This window comes from Streptomyces canus (assembly GCF_001514145.1).
Taxonomy (GTDB): domain Bacteria; phylum Actinomycetota; class Actinomycetes; order Streptomycetales; family Streptomycetaceae; genus Streptomyces; species Streptomyces canus.
On the sequence record NZ_KQ948659.1, the window covers coordinates 678,780 to 691,194 of the forward strand.

General features: G+C 69.5%; 15 protein-coding genes. 8 read left to right on the forward strand and 7 right to left on the reverse strand.

The window, feature by feature from the left end; all coding sequences use genetic code 11:
* Nucleotides 1-54: 54 nt before the first annotated feature.
* The 3 genes from AQJ46_RS16715 to AQJ46_RS16725 form a co-directional block, all read right to left on the reverse strand.
* Nucleotides 55-816 carry a transglycosylase SLT domain-containing protein gene (locus tag AQJ46_RS16715; protein ID WP_059206321.1) on the reverse strand — a complete coding sequence of 254 codons (762 nt, stop codon included), beginning with the start codon at nt 814-816 and terminating at the stop codon, nt 55-57.
* A 297-nt stretch (nt 817-1,113) separates the two neighbouring features.
* Nucleotides 1,114-2,190 carry an S-adenosylmethionine:tRNA ribosyltransferase-isomerase gene (locus AQJ46_RS16720; RefSeq protein WP_059206322.1) on the reverse strand — a complete coding sequence of 359 codons (1,077 nt, stop codon included), beginning with the start codon at nt 2,188-2,190 and terminating at the stop codon, nt 1,114-1,116.
* Complete coding sequence (locus AQJ46_RS16725; protein ID WP_059206368.1) at nt 2,187-2,882, reverse strand: SDR family NAD(P)-dependent oxidoreductase; 696 nt, start codon at nt 2,880-2,882, stop codon at nt 2,187-2,189. The genes AQJ46_RS16720 and AQJ46_RS16725 overlap by 4 nt, the downstream gene beginning before the upstream one ends.
* A gap of 185 nt (nt 2,883-3,067) precedes the next feature.
* Between AQJ46_RS16725 and AQJ46_RS16730 the strand changes: the two genes are divergently transcribed.
* From AQJ46_RS16730 to AQJ46_RS16745, 4 genes are all read left to right on the forward strand, one after another.
* Nucleotides 3,068-4,213: a GAF domain-containing sensor histidine kinase gene (locus tag AQJ46_RS16730; RefSeq protein ID WP_059206323.1), complete on the forward strand. Its 1,146-nt coding sequence runs from the start codon at nt 3,068-3,070 to the stop codon at nt 4,211-4,213.
* On the forward strand, nt 4,206-4,847 hold the full coding sequence (locus AQJ46_RS16735) for a response regulator (protein WP_057618176.1): 642 nt from the start codon (nt 4,206-4,208) through the stop codon (nt 4,845-4,847). Before AQJ46_RS16730 ends, AQJ46_RS16735 begins: the two co-directional genes overlap by 8 nt.
* Before the next feature lie 157 nt (nt 4,848-5,004).
* Nucleotides 5,005-5,250, forward strand: coding sequence for a chaplin ChpE (chpE, locus tag AQJ46_RS16740; protein ID WP_057618175.1), 246 nt, complete (start codon nt 5,005-5,007; stop codon nt 5,248-5,250).
* 192 nt (nt 5,251-5,442) lie between these two features.
* On the forward strand, nt 5,443-5,682 hold the full coding sequence (locus AQJ46_RS16745) for a chaplin (protein ID WP_059206324.1): 240 nt from the start codon (nt 5,443-5,445) through the stop codon (nt 5,680-5,682).
* A gap of 222 nt (nt 5,683-5,904) precedes the next feature.
* On the opposite strand, the gene AQJ46_RS16750 is transcribed toward AQJ46_RS16745, so the two are convergent.
* Nucleotides 5,905-6,693 carry a hypothetical protein gene (locus AQJ46_RS16750; RefSeq protein ID WP_063803810.1) on the reverse strand — a complete coding sequence of 263 codons (789 nt, stop codon included), beginning with the start codon at nt 6,691-6,693 and terminating at the stop codon, nt 5,905-5,907.
* A 140-nt stretch (nt 6,694-6,833) separates the two neighbouring features.
* Between AQJ46_RS16750 and AQJ46_RS16755 the strand changes: the two genes are divergently transcribed.
* The 3 genes from AQJ46_RS16755 (at nt 6,834) to AQJ46_RS16765 (ending at nt 9,226) form a co-directional block, all read left to right on the forward strand.
* Nucleotides 6,834-7,631 carry an ABC transporter ATP-binding protein gene (locus AQJ46_RS16755; protein ID WP_057618172.1) on the forward strand — a complete coding sequence of 266 codons (798 nt, stop codon included), beginning with the start codon at nt 6,834-6,836 and terminating at the stop codon, nt 7,629-7,631.
* A 94-nt stretch (nt 7,632-7,725) separates the two neighbouring features.
* Nucleotides 7,726-8,157: an NfeD family protein gene (locus AQJ46_RS16760; RefSeq protein ID WP_057618171.1), complete on the forward strand. Its 432-nt coding sequence runs from the start codon at nt 7,726-7,728 to the stop codon at nt 8,155-8,157.
* Between the two features lie 130 nt (nt 8,158-8,287).
* Entirely contained in the window at nt 8,288-9,226 is a 939-nt protein-coding gene (locus tag AQJ46_RS16765) for an SPFH domain-containing protein (protein ID WP_057618170.1), read from the forward strand.
* Nucleotides 9,227-9,360: 134 nt separating this feature from the next.
* Here the strand turns inward: AQJ46_RS16765 and AQJ46_RS16770 are convergent, their stop codons facing one another.
* The 3 genes from AQJ46_RS16770 to AQJ46_RS16780 form a co-directional block, all read right to left on the reverse strand.
* Complete coding sequence (locus AQJ46_RS16770) at nt 9,361-9,867, reverse strand: HNH endonuclease (RefSeq protein WP_031060381.1); 507 nt, start codon at nt 9,865-9,867, stop codon at nt 9,361-9,363.
* Between the two features lie 152 nt (nt 9,868-10,019).
* Entirely contained in the window at nt 10,020-10,559 is a 540-nt protein-coding gene (locus AQJ46_RS16775) for a YbhB/YbcL family Raf kinase inhibitor-like protein (protein ID WP_059206326.1), read from the reverse strand.
* A 43-nt stretch (nt 10,560-10,602) separates the two neighbouring features.
* Nucleotides 10,603-11,385 (reverse strand): sporulation protein, encoded by a 783-nt coding sequence (locus tag AQJ46_RS16780; protein WP_057618168.1) that lies wholly within the window; start codon nt 11,383-11,385, stop codon nt 10,603-10,605.
* Nucleotides 11,386-11,526: 141 nt separating this feature from the next.
* Here AQJ46_RS16780 and AQJ46_RS16785 point away from each other — a divergent pair, with 141 nt between their 5' ends.
* The gene (locus AQJ46_RS16785; RefSeq protein ID WP_059206327.1) at nt 11,527-12,168 is read left to right on the forward strand and encodes a DNA-3-methyladenine glycosylase; all 642 of its coding nucleotides are present in this window, start codon (nt 11,527-11,529) and stop codon (nt 12,166-12,168) included.
* Nucleotides 12,169-12,415 lie beyond the last annotated feature (247 nt).

The following is a 12,415-nucleotide window of genomic DNA, read 5'->3' on the forward strand; positions in this document are numbered from 1 at the left end:
GGGCGGCACCCCGACAGGGTGCCGCCCTTGTGCGTACGAGAGGTCCGCGCGACCTCAGTACGCGCTGTTGACGTTGTCCATCGAGCCGTACCTGTCGGCCGCGTAGTTCGCGGCGGCGGTGATGTTGGCGACCGGGTCGTAGATGTTCCAGGACGTGCCCGGGACGTGGTACGCCTTGAAGGTCGGCGGGATGACCTGGAGCAGCCCCTTCGACGGGATGCCGTTGATGGCGTTGATGTCCCAGTTGTTGATCGCGTTCGGGTTGCCCGAGGACTCCCGGATGATGTTGCGGTGCAGGCCGTTGTAGGAGCCCGGGATGCCCTTGGCCTTCATGATGTCCAGGGACTCCTTGATCCAGCCGTCAAGGTTGTTGGCGTAGCTCTTGTGCACCGCGGCCTTGAGCTTGGCGCGATGCGCGGCCCGGCTCGCGGCCTTGGCCTTGGCCTTGCGCGCCTGCGCGGCCTTCTTGGCGGCGGCGGCGTGCGCGGCCTTCTTCTTCGCGGCGGCCGCGGCCTTGGCCTTGGCCTTCGCCGCGGCGTGTGCCTTCGCTGCCTTCGCCTCGGCGGCGGCCTTGCTCTGCAGGGCCTTGGCGGCGAGCTGCTCGCTGACGTCGGCCTGGCGGCTCTTGAGCTGCTCGGAGGAGTACTTCACCGGGGCCGAGGAGACGGCGGCCTCGGACGTGGTGGTCTCCGCGTTGCCCGGAACCGCGCTGAACACGACGGCGGCGGCACCGAGCGTGGCGACGCCGGCGACGGCGATCTTGTGGCGCTTGTTCAGCGCGCGACGATGACCACGGGTGAAAGGGTTCTTGGGCATGCGGGATGGACCTCTTCGAATAGCGCGGGAGGTCGCTCGCTGTCCTGGAGGACACGGGTGCTTCCGGCACAAACGCCGCGGTCGGAACCGCGGCGCTGAGCGACGTTGGCCATTCTTAGCTGGCGCAAAACATCCGGGCAAAGGTGTGACGTACGACCCCGGGTAGTGGACCGGGGGAGGACAAAAACGGACAGACTGGAACGTCTTTCCCGTTCATCGGGGAAGCCTTTGTCTCCTATGTCGCTTCGTACGTGATCTGCGCCCTATGCGCGGGCTCACATCGTCCGCACAGCGGTCTCACCGGCAGTTGCTTGAGCAATGCTCTGCGTGAGCTTCCTCCCGCGGGAGGAAGAGATGCAGGTCCCCGAACTCGTGCCACAGGTAGAGCCGGCGCAGTGCCTCCTCGTAGCCGCGGTCGATCGCCGCCCGCCCCGCGACCGCCTCCAGCATCAGCAGATGCGAGGCCTCCGGCTCGTGCAGCCCGGTCAGCAGCCCGTCCACCACCCGCACCCCGCGCTCCGGGGTCACGACGAGATCCGTCCATCCCTCACGCGCGCGTACGACCCCGTCGGCCCCGGCGGCCGACTCCACGGCCCGCACAGCGGTCGTCCCGACGGCGACGACCCTGCCGCCCCCGGCCCGCACCGCGTTGATCAGCCGCGCGGAGGCCTCCGGCACCGAGAACCGCTCCGGATACGGCGGCTCGTGCGCCTCCGCCGAGGCCACCCCCGTGTGCAGGGAGACCGGCGCGAACTGCACACCCCGGCTCACCAGCTCCGCCACCAGCCGCGCGGTGAAGGGCCGTGCCGCACTGGGCATCTCCGCACTGCCCGACCCGTCGGGCGACGGCAGCGCGAACACCGTCTGATAGACGGACAACGGCTGGTCCCGCTCCGTATAGGAGTAACGGATGGGCCGCCCGTGCTCCCGCAGCAGCCCGGGAACCTCCCCGCCGCACACGCGCGCCCACCACAGACGCTCGCTCACCGCCTCCTCCAGGACCAGTCGCCCGCCCCCGGGCAGCCGCACCTCCGTCCCCGCGGGCCCTCCCGCACGCGCACGCGTGGTGCCCCTCCCGTCGGGATCCCGCAACTCGACCGCCCACCTGCCGTCGTCCCCGCGCGTGGAGAAGTGCACCACCACACGCACGTGCCCGATTCGCCCGTCGACGGCCGCGGCCAGCGTGGGGGAGGTGTTCACGACAAGCAGGTCCCCGGCCCGCAGCAGCCTCGGAAGCTCCCCGAACGAGTGGTGCGACACCGCCGTACCCCGCGACACCAGCAGTCGTACGGCGTCCCGGTCGAGCCCCGGCCCCCGCTGCTCGGCAGGCAACCGTGCCGACAGTTCCTCCGGTACCCGCACCGCGAGTGTCATCGCCCCTCCAGCAGCGAGGGTGCCCCGTACCGGCCGCTCGCCGGCCGCTCGTCCAGCAGCCGCAGAAAAGCAGGCACCACGCTCGTCGGCGCCGGCCTCGGATCCGCGTCGTCCGGTACGGCCGCCGCGTACAGGTCCGTCGCCATGTCCCCGGGATCGACGGCCCACACCCGCAGCCGCGGCTCCTCCTCGCCCAGCACCGCCGCGAGGTGGTCCAGGGCGGCCTTCGACGCCCCGTAACCGCCCCACGTCTCGTACGCCTCGGCGGCGGCGTCCGAACTCACCGTGATCACCGTTCCGGCCTCCGACGCCCGCAGCAGCGACAGCGCCTCCTGGACCAGCCCCAGCGAGGCCACCACGTTCACCTCCAGCGCGCGGCGCAGCCCGTCCAGGGGCAGCCCCTCGAGCCGGGCCAGCGGCTCGGCACCCAGTGCGCTCGCGTTGTTCACCAGCAGATCCACGCCACCGAGCTGCCAGGCCGCGGCCACCAGCTCCGAGCGGTGCGCCGGGTCCGTGACGTCCCCGGGCAGAGCCGTCACCCGGGTGCCGTGCCCGGCGAGCACGGCCGCCGTCTCCTTCAGGACCTCCGCCGTCCTCGCGTCGAGCACCAGGTCCCAGCCCCGCGCGGCCAGGGCCTCGGCGAGCGCCCGTCCCAGCCCCTTCGAGGCCCCCGTGATGATCGCTACCGGCATGACACACGTCCCCTCGTCCTCCACGCCTCCTGATCGGCGTGCTCCCAACGTAGGAACGGGGCCGTCCCGCCGCCTCGGACGCGGGCCGCAAAGCTGCGAGGCCCTTCGCCCTAGGTCGCTCGCCCTAGTCGGAGGCCGTCACAGGTCCGATCCGCACTGTCACACCCCGCCCGTACTCTGAGGACATGAGTCAAGGCCCCCGGTCCGGCCTCGCCGCGGTGAGCTCCGCGCTGCTGGCCATGAGCAGACACCTCGAGGTGCGCGACGTCCTCAAGACGATCGTCGCCTCGGCCCGCGAACTGCTCGACGCGCAGTACGCCGCCCTCGGCGTCCCCGACGACCACGGCGGCTTCGCCCAGTTCGTGGTCGACGGTGTCAGCGACGCCCAGTGGAAGGCCATCGGCCCCCTCCCGCGCCAGCACGGCATCCTCGCCGCGATGCTGCACGAGGCCACTCCCGAGCGCCTCGCCGACGTCCGCAAGGACCCCCGCTTCGAGGGCTGGCCGTCCGCCCACCCCGAGATGGTCGACTTCCTGGGCCTGCCGATCCGCGATGGCGACGAGGTCATCGGAGCCCTGTTCCTCGCCAACAAGAACTGCCCCAAGCCGGAAGGCAGCTGCGGCTTCACCGAGGAGGACGAGGAACTCCTGGGGATCCTCGCCCAGCACGCGGCGATCGCCCTCACCAATGCCCGCCTCTACGAACGCAGCCGCGAGCTCACCATCGCCGAGGAACGCTCCCGCCTCGCCCACGAACTGCACGACGCGGTCAGCCAGAAGCTCTTCTCCCTGCGCCTGACCGCCCAGGCCGCCGCCGCCCTCGTCGACCGCGACCCCACCCGCGCCAAGGACGAGATGCAGCAGGTGGCCACGCTCGCCGCCGAGGCCACCGACGAACTGCGCGCCGCCGTGGTCGAGTTGCGCCCAGCGGCGCTGGACGAGGACGGCCTGACCGCCACCCTGCGCACCCACGTCCAGGTCCTGGACCGCGCCCACACCGCGCGCGTGACCTTCGCCGCCCGCAGCTTCCGCGCGCTGCCCGCGGCCCAGGAGGAGGCCATGCTCCGCGTGGCCCAGGAGGCCCTGCACAACGCGCTGCGGCACTCGGGCGCGGCCCATGTCGACGTGACGGTGGACCGGCGCGGCAGCGGAGCCGTACTGCGCGTGACGGACGACGGCAGCGGCTTCGACCCACAGTCCATACGCCGCGCGGGACGCCATCTGGGTCTGGTCTCCATGCGGGACCGCACCAGCGGGGTCGGCGGCACGCTGACCGTGGAATCGGCGCCCGGCAAGGGCACCACGATCGAGATGGAGGTACCCGGTGGCTGACGCGATCAAGGTCCTGCTCGTCGACGACCACCAGGTCGTCCGCCGGGGCCTGCGCACCTTCCTCGAAGTGCAGGACGACATAGAGGTCGTGGGCGAGGCGGCCGACGGCGCCGAGGGCGTCGAGCGCGCGGAGGAACTCAAGCCCGACATCGTCCTCATGGACGTCAAGATGCCGGGCATGGACGGCATCGACGCCCTGCGCAAGCTCCGCGAACTGAACAACCCCGCGCGTGTGCTGATCGTCACCAGCTTCACCGAACAGCGCACCGTGGTCCCGGCCCTGCGCGCCGGCGCCGCCGGCTACGTCTACAAGGACGTCGACCCCGACGCCCTCGCCGGAGCCATCCGCTCCGTCCACGCCGGCCACATCCTGCTCCAACCCGAGGTCGCGGGCGCCCTGTTGTCCCAGGAGGAGAACAACTCCGGGCAGGGCAGAGGAGGTTCGCTCACCGAGCGGGAGCGTGAGGTGCTCGGGCTGATCGCGGACGGCCGCTCCAACCGGGAGATCGCCCGGGCGCTGGTCCTCTCCGAGAAGACCGTCAAGACACACGTCTCGAACATCCTGATGAAACTCGATCTGGCGGACCGGACACAGGCGGCCCTGTGGGCGGTTCGTCACGGAGTGGCCGGTTGATCCACGAGATGCATGGCAACACGGAGGGTTCCGCTCCGGACTGAGATTCATACCGTCGTGGGAATGTCCCCCGGATGGCGCATCCTTCGTGGATCTCCACCGTTCTCCAGTGCGTGCTGCGGCGACTGCCGCGGCAATCGCTAGGGAGGGCTTAGAAGTGAAGAACCTGAAGAAGGCAGCGGCCGTGACGATGGTGGCCGGCGGACTGGTCGCGGCCGGTGCCGGTATGGCCTCCGCCACCAACGGGGCGCACGCCGACGGCAAGGCCGTGGGCTCGCCCGGCGTCGTCTCGGGCAACCTCGTCCAGGCCCCGGTGCACGTCCCGGTGAACGTGGTCGGCAACAGCGTGAACGTCATCGGCGCGCTCAACCCCGCCTTCGGCAACCTCGGCGTCAACCGCTGACTTCCCCCGAGCGGGCAGTGACTTCGGCCTCCCGGGTGTGCCCCGCACCCGGGAGGCCGGTCCGTTTGTCGTGCGAATGATCCGAACGGGCATTCCTGCTCGTATCTCCGTACCGTCCCTTCTCCCTTCCGCGTTGATCAGCGCACGACCCGCGGCCGGGTCGGACTCGCAAACGCAGGAGGAACGCTTCCCATGATCATCGCCAAGAAGGCTGCCGTGGCCCTGACCGTCGCCGGTATCGCCACGGGTGCCGCTGCCGGTGCCGCTGTCGCCGACGCGGGTGCCGAGGGCGCGGCCGTGAAGTCGCCGGGCGCCGTCTCGGGCAACCTCGTCCAGGCCCCGGTGCACGTCCCGGTGAACGTGGTCGGCAACACCGCCAACCTCATCGCCCTGCTGAACCCGGCCTTCGGCAACGCCGGTGCGAACGACTGACGTCGGGTCTGAGCAGCAGGGCCTCATAAGTCGACGCGACTTGTGGGGCCCTTGGCGTTGCCGCCGTAGAAACGGACGGTCGGATGCGCCTCGCTGTGCCGTCGTGCGGTGCGGGCGCTTCGTGGCTGGTCGCGCAGTTCCCCGCGTCCCCAGGTGGGTGCAGCCGGGCTCGCGCGACTGCACCCACCTGACCGGGCCCGCAGCCGAACGATCAGGCGCAGTTCACCGCACCCCCCGCTCCAACTCCTCCACATACGCGTTGTACGCAGCCACCTGCGCCCGCCGCCCCGTCCGCTCCACCGGCCGCAACGCCTCCCCACGAGCCCGCATCTCGGCGGAGCTGACCGCACCCCCGTGCCCGTTCTCATAGGCCAGGGACACCAACAACCCCACCCGCTGAGCAAGCTCCAACACCCGTACCGCCCGAGGCGGATACCCCGGCGCCAGAACCTCCCGCCCCCGCTCCGCCCGGGCCCGGTACGCATCGATGGCTGCCTCCGCCACCGGCCCCGAGCCGGCCAGGTCCAGCCCCGACAGCACCTCGGTCGCCTCCCGGAGCGCCTCCGCGAGCTCCCGCTCGGCCTCGCCCAGCGAGGGGACATCCGCCGGCGGAGCCTCCCGCACCGGCAGCACATGCCACACCACCTCGACATGCACATCACCCGACGGCCCGGCCTCGTACACCTCCGGCACCAGTCCCAGCGCGGCGCCGTGACATACCACCGCCTCCTCCGCCTCCAACGCCCGCGCGTTGAACTCCGGCGGCCCGCTCAGTCCCAGCGGATGCCCGGGCGCGGGCAGCGCGACCCGCAGTCCCGTCACGCCGAGCGACCGCAGCCGCCCCAGCGCCAGCGTCAGACCGACGGCCGCCGTCTCACCCGGCAGCCCTTCGACCCGGTGCACGGCGTCGTCACCGACGATCGCCAGCACGGCGTCGTCCGGCGAGACAAGTCCGGCCAAAAGGCCGTTTCCCCAAGCGGCAAGGCGTCCAGAGCGCGGTTCCGAGAGCATGCCCCCAGCCTAAGGACCGGACCGATGGATGGGAGCGGCCGACCGGTGGCGTAGATTTCTTCGAGGGCTGCGCCCAAAAACGCGCACGCGACAGCCGAGACGCCGACACCGGTCACACTGCAAGGGGAGACAACGCGCTCATGAGCGATGTTCTGGAGCTTCAGGACGTATCCGTGGTCCGTGAGGACCGGGCTCTGGTGGACCAGGTCTCCTGGTCGGTCAAGGAGGGCGAGCGCTGGGTCATCCTCGGCCCCAACGGCGCCGGCAAGACCACGCTCCTGAACCTCGCCTCAAGCTACCTCTACCCCAGCAAGGGCACCGCCACCATCCTCGGCGAGACCCTCGGCAAGCCCGGCACCGACGTCTTCGAACTGCGCCCCCGCATCGGCATGGCCGGCATCGCCATGGCCGACAAGCTCCCCAAGCGCCAGACCGTCCTGGAGACCGTGCTGACGGCGGCGTACGGCATGACCGCGGGCTGGCAGGAGGAGTACGAGGACATCGACGAGCAGCGCGCCCGCGCCTTCCTCGACCGTCTCGGCATGACCGACTACCTGGACCGGAAGTTCGGCACCCTCTCCGAGGGCGAGCGCAAGCGCACCCTCATCGCCCGCGCCCTGATGACCGACCCCGAACTCCTCCTCCTCGACGAGCCCGCCGCCGGCCTCGACCTCGGTGGCCGCGAGGACCTGGTCCGCCGCCTCGGCCGGCTCGCCCGCGACCCGATCGCCCCCTCGATGCTCATGGTCACCCACCACGTCGAGGAGATCGCCCCCGGCTTCACCCACGTCCTCATGATCCGCCAGGGCAAGGTGCTCGCCGCAGGTCCCCTGGAGCTCGAGCTCACCTCCCGCAACCTTTCCCTCTGCTTCGGCCTTCCCCTCGTCGTCGAGCAGGTCGGCGAACGCTGGACCGCGCAGGGCCTGCCTCTGTCGTGATCACGTGAAGTCCCCGCAAAAACACGGGTAAGAAGCCCGTTCCCGCTCCATCGCGCCCTGTCCGCGGCGGTCCCCCGCACCTACCATGACCCATGTGAACGACATCGACGCATGGGTGTGGTGGCTCGTCGGCGCGGCTGCGCTCGGAATCCCGCTCGTGGTGACCGCGATGCCGGAGTTCGGCATGCTCGCGGTGGGCGCCGTCGCCGCCGCGATCGCCGCCGGTCTCGGCGGTGACATCGTCGTCCAGGTGCTCGTCTTCGCCGTCGTCTCGGTGGCCCTCATCGCCGTCGTACGGCCCATCGCGACCCGGCACCGCTCTCAGCGGCCCCAACTCGTCACGGGTGTCGACGCGTTGAAGGGGAAACAGGCTGTCGTCCTGGAACGCGTCGACCACGCGGGCGGGCGGATCAAGCTCGCCGGCGAGGTCTGGTCGGCCCGCTCTCTCGACACCGGCCGGGCCTACGAAGCGGGCCAGGAAGTGGATGTCGTCGACATCGAGGGCGCCACGGCGATCGTCATGTGACCTCGCAGGATGCAACTGAACCGAACGCACCACGAGTTGTACGACGGTCTGTCAGACTCGACCAGCAAGATCTTCAACAACCATAAGATCTTCCGAGAACGCCGAGGCAGAGAAGGGCACGGGGAGCACGATGGAACCGGTCATCATCGTCTTGATCATCCTGGTGGTGTTGGTCTTCATCGCCCTCATCAAGACGATCCAGGTCATCCCGCAGGCGAGTGCCGCGATCGTGGAGCGGTTCGGCCGCTACACGCGGACACTCAACGCGGGCCTCAACATCGTCGTCCCGTTCATAGACACCATCCGCAACCGCATCGACCTGCGTGAACAGGTCGTTCCGTTCCCGCCCCAGCCGGTGATCACCCAGGACAACCTGGTCGTCAACATCGACACGGTCATCTACTACCAGGTGACCGACGCCCGGGCCGCGACCTACGAGGTCGCCAGCTACATCCAGGCCATCGAACAGCTCACCGTCACCACGCTCCGCAACATCATCGGTGGCATGGACCTGGAGCGGACCCTGACCTCCCGCGAGGAGATCAACGCGGCCCTGCGAGGCGTCCTCGACGAGGCCACCGGCAAGTGGGGCATCCGCGTCAACCGCGTGGAACTGAAGGCCATCGAGCCCCCGACCTCCATCCAGGACTCGATGGAGAAGCAGATGCGCGCCGACCGTGACAAGCGCGCCGCGATCCTCACCGCGGAAGGTACGCGCCAGGCCGCCATCCTCACCGCCGAAGGTGAGAAGCAGTCCCAGATCCTGCGCGCCGAGGGTGAGGCCAAGGCCGCGGCCCTGCGCGCCGAGGGCGAGGCCCAGGCGGTCCGCACCGTCTTCGAAGCGATTCACGCCGGCGACCCCGACCAGAAGCTCCTGTCGTACCAGTACCTCCAGATGCTCCCCAAGATCGCCGAGGGCGACGCCAACAAGCTCTGGATTGTCCCCAGCGAAATCGGCGACGCCCTCAAGGGCCTCTCCGGAGCCATGGGCAACTTCGGCAACTTCGGCGGCGGTTCGAGCGGAGGCAACGGCGGCTCGGAGCGCCGGGAGACCCCGAAGATCGACTGACCCAGGGATTCCAGTACGACAAAGGGGCCCGCCTTCCCAACGAAGGCGGGCCCCAACGCACTTAGGGGCGCGGGGAACTGCGCGACAAGCCACGGAGCACCCGCAGCCGCATCAGCACCGGACCCGGCAGGTGACTAGGCGGCCTCTCGAGCCAGCCAGTCCGGCAGCGCGGAGAAGTCCTCGTGCCCCAGCGACAGCAGCATCGCGTCAGCCGGAGTCGGCTCGAACGGCTCCCGCAGCAACGGCATCCCCGCCTCCGCCGGAGTCCGGTTCGCCTTGCGGTGGTTGTCCTCCGCGCAGGAGGCCACCGTGTTCAGCCAAGTGTCCTGACCACCCTGGGACCGCGGCACCACGTGGTCCACGGTCGTCGCCCGCCGCCCGCAGTACGCGCACCTGTGCCGGTCACGCACCAGAACACCCCGCCGGGACCAGGGGGCTTGTCTTCGGAAGGGCACCCGTACATACCTGCACAGCCTGATCACCCGAGGCGCGGGTATGTCGACCGCGGCCCCGCGCATGCGCAGTTCGGGGTGGGACTGCTCGACGACGGCCTTGTCCTGAAGCACCAGAACGACGGCTCGGTTCAACGTCACCGTCGACAGCGGCTCGAAGCTCGCGTTGAGTACCAGCGTGTCCCGCATGACCAGCCCACCTCCCGTGCGCACCGGCCCACCCCTTGGCGGGCTTGGGCTTGGATCAACTCTGGCCGGGCACGCCGAGATGGACAACGCAATAAAAAGTGCCCGCCTCTGATCAATTCCAAGACCAGAGGCGGGCAAACGCTCCATGAACGTCAGTCTTCGGCAGGCACCTCGTACTCACCGATCAGCTGAGCACGCGCGATCGCATGGAATCGCAGGTTGAAGCCCACAACGGCGGGAGAGGCATCGGAATCGGGCCCGAGCTTCTCCTGGTCCACGGCGTACACGGTGAAGACGTACCGGTGCGGTCCGTCCCCGGCCGGCGGCGCGGCCCCACCGAAGTCCTTCGACCCGTAGTCGTTCCGCGCCTGTACGGCCGCCTCCGGCAGCCCCTCGAACTTGCCGCTGCCCGCACCCACCGGCAACTCGGTCACCGAGGCCGGGATGTCGAACACGACCCAGTGCCAGAACCCGCTGCCCGTGGGCGCGTCGGGGTCGTAGCATGTCACGGCGAAACTCTTGGTCTCCGGCGGGAAGCCCTCCCAGCGCAGCTGCGGAGAGGTGTTGCCGGTCGCGTAGACCTGAGCGTCCTTGAGCGTCGCCCCCTCGGCGACGTCCTCGCTCGTGACCGTGAACGACGGCACGGGCGGGTGGAAGTCGTGCGGGAGCGGCCGCCGCTTGAGGTCGGTCACCTCGGTACCTCCTGATCGAGTACTGGAGTCAGTGGTTCCGAGCCTAGAACCAGTTGCGCCGGCTGCCGACCTCGGACAGCCACTGGTTGAGGTAGGCGGCCCAGTCGGTGCTCTGGTAGTCGTGCAGACCCACCTGGAAGGACCGGAAGGTGTCACTGCCCTCGCTGAACAGCCCCGGCTTCTTGTCCATCTCCAGCACGACGTCCATCGCGTTGCCGTCCGCGACGAAGCTCAACTCGACCTGGTTGAGTCCGCGGTACTGCTGCGGCGGGAAGAACTCGATCTCCTGGTAGAACGGCAGCTGCTGCCGCGTCCCACGGATGTGGCCGCGCTCCAGGTCCGCGTTCTTGAAACGGAAGCCCAGCTGGACGAACGCGTCCAGGATCGCCTTCTGCGCGGGCAGCGGGTGCACGCTGACCGGGTCCAGGTCACCGGAGTCCACGGCACGCGCGATCGCCAGCTCGGTGGTCACACCGACGTTCATCCCGCGCAGAGGCTGGCCGTCGATCACCGTGATCGGCGTCTCCCAGGGGATCTCCAGACCGAACGGCACGGCGTGCACCGCGTTCGCCTGAAGCGTGAAGGCACCGCCGAGCGCGACCTTGGTGAACTCGATGTCCTGCTTGTACTCCTGGTCGCCGCTCTCGACCTCGACCTTGGCCTGGAGCCCGACCGACAGCCCCTCGATCTCCTGGTCGACGGACCCACCCTGGATCCGGACCTCGCCCTGGACGACACCACCCGGGACGACGTTGACCTCGGTCAGCACCGTCTCCACCGAAGCCCCGCCGGCCCCCAGGCTCGCGAGCAGCTTCTTGAACGCCATGTCTCTCCTCTTAAGAACGCGCGGATTCCTGATCCCTACAAACGCGATCCGGCCGTAGTCGGTTCCGCGCCTTCACCCTGGCAAGCGGACGGATCCTTGACCACCCTTGGCACACACCCGTCTGGACTACGCTCGTACGCCATGATCACGCCCCCGGACCGTACGCCACTGCCACGGGAGTTCTTCGACCGCCCCGTTCTGGACGTCGCCCCCGACCTCCTCGGCCGCACCCTCGTCCGCACGACCCCGGACGGTCCGATCACTGTGCGCCTCACAGAGCTCGAGGCCTACGACGGTCCGAACGACCCGGGCTCCCACGCCTATCGCGGCCGCACGCCCCGCAACGGCGTGATGTTCGGTCCGCCTGGGCATGTGTACGTCTACTTCACCTACGGCATGTGGTTCTGCATGAACCTGGTGTGCGGACCCGAGGGCCGGGCGAGCGCCGTTCTGCTGCGGGCCGGCGAGGTCCTCGAAGGTGCGGATCTGGCCCGCAAACGTCGACTCTCGGCCCGAAATGACAAGGATCTAGCCAAAGGGCCGGCCCGCCTGGCCACGGCCTTGGGGGTGGACCGAGCCCTGGACGGCACGGACGCGTGCGCGTCGGGGGAGACCCCTTTGAGGGTGCTCACCGGCACCCCGGTCGCCTCCGACCAGGTACTCAACGGTCCGCGCACCGGAGTGGCCGGCGACGGGGGCGCGCACCCCTGGCGGTTCTGGATCGCCAACGACCCGACCGTGAGCCCCTATCGGGCCCACGTGCCCAGGCGCCGCTCAAGTTGACTCGCTCTTGGAAGATGCGTAACGTAGCCCGAGCCGCTTGAACCGGTTACGGCGATCGCCAGCAGCCGAGAGCGGCCAAACCACTACCTACGACATCCCCTCAGCGGGGGCGATTTCGGTGTGCTCGCACGCTGGAATTCGAACTCGCGGACTCGATTATGAGTTGCCGAGGGAATCGGTTAACGTAGTGAATGTCGAAAGGCCCCGCCGACAGGGAATCAGGCCCGAAAGGATCTGATAGAGTCGG

What these genes read in the sequence shown, in the direction of transcription:
- AQJ46_RS16715 (WP_059206321.1), bottom strand. Translation starts at nt 816, where the DNA reads ATGCCCAAGAACCCTTTCACCCGTGGTCATCGTCGCGCGCTGAACAAG.
- AQJ46_RS16720 (WP_059206322.1), bottom strand. Translation starts at nt 2,190, where the DNA reads ATGACACTCGCGGTGCGGGTACCGGAGGAACTGTCGGCACGGTTGCCT.
- AQJ46_RS16725 (WP_059206368.1), bottom strand. Translation starts at nt 2,882, where the DNA reads ATGCCGGTAGCGATCATCACGGGGGCCTCGAAGGGGCTGGGACGGGCG.
- AQJ46_RS16730 (WP_059206323.1), top strand. Translation starts at nt 3,068, where the DNA reads ATGAGTCAAGGCCCCCGGTCCGGCCTCGCCGCGGTGAGCTCCGCGCTG.
- AQJ46_RS16745 (WP_059206324.1), top strand. Translation starts at nt 5,443, where the DNA reads ATGATCATCGCCAAGAAGGCTGCCGTGGCCCTGACCGTCGCCGGTATC.
- AQJ46_RS16750 (WP_063803810.1), bottom strand. Translation starts at nt 6,693, where the DNA reads ATGCTCTCGGAACCGCGCTCTGGACGCCTTGCCGCTTGGGGAAACGGC.
- AQJ46_RS16755 (WP_057618172.1), top strand. Translation starts at nt 6,834, where the DNA reads ATGAGCGATGTTCTGGAGCTTCAGGACGTATCCGTGGTCCGTGAGGAC.
- AQJ46_RS16765 (WP_057618170.1), top strand. Translation starts at nt 8,288, where the DNA reads ATGGAACCGGTCATCATCGTCTTGATCATCCTGGTGGTGTTGGTCTTC.
- AQJ46_RS16770 (WP_031060381.1), bottom strand. Translation starts at nt 9,867, where the DNA reads ATGCGGGACACGCTGGTACTCAACGCGAGCTTCGAGCCGCTGTCGACG.
- AQJ46_RS16780 (WP_057618168.1), bottom strand. Translation starts at nt 11,385, where the DNA reads ATGGCGTTCAAGAAGCTGCTCGCGAGCCTGGGGGCCGGCGGGGCTTCG.
- AQJ46_RS16785 (WP_059206327.1), top strand. Translation starts at nt 11,527, where the DNA reads ATGATCACGCCCCCGGACCGTACGCCACTGCCACGGGAGTTCTTCGAC.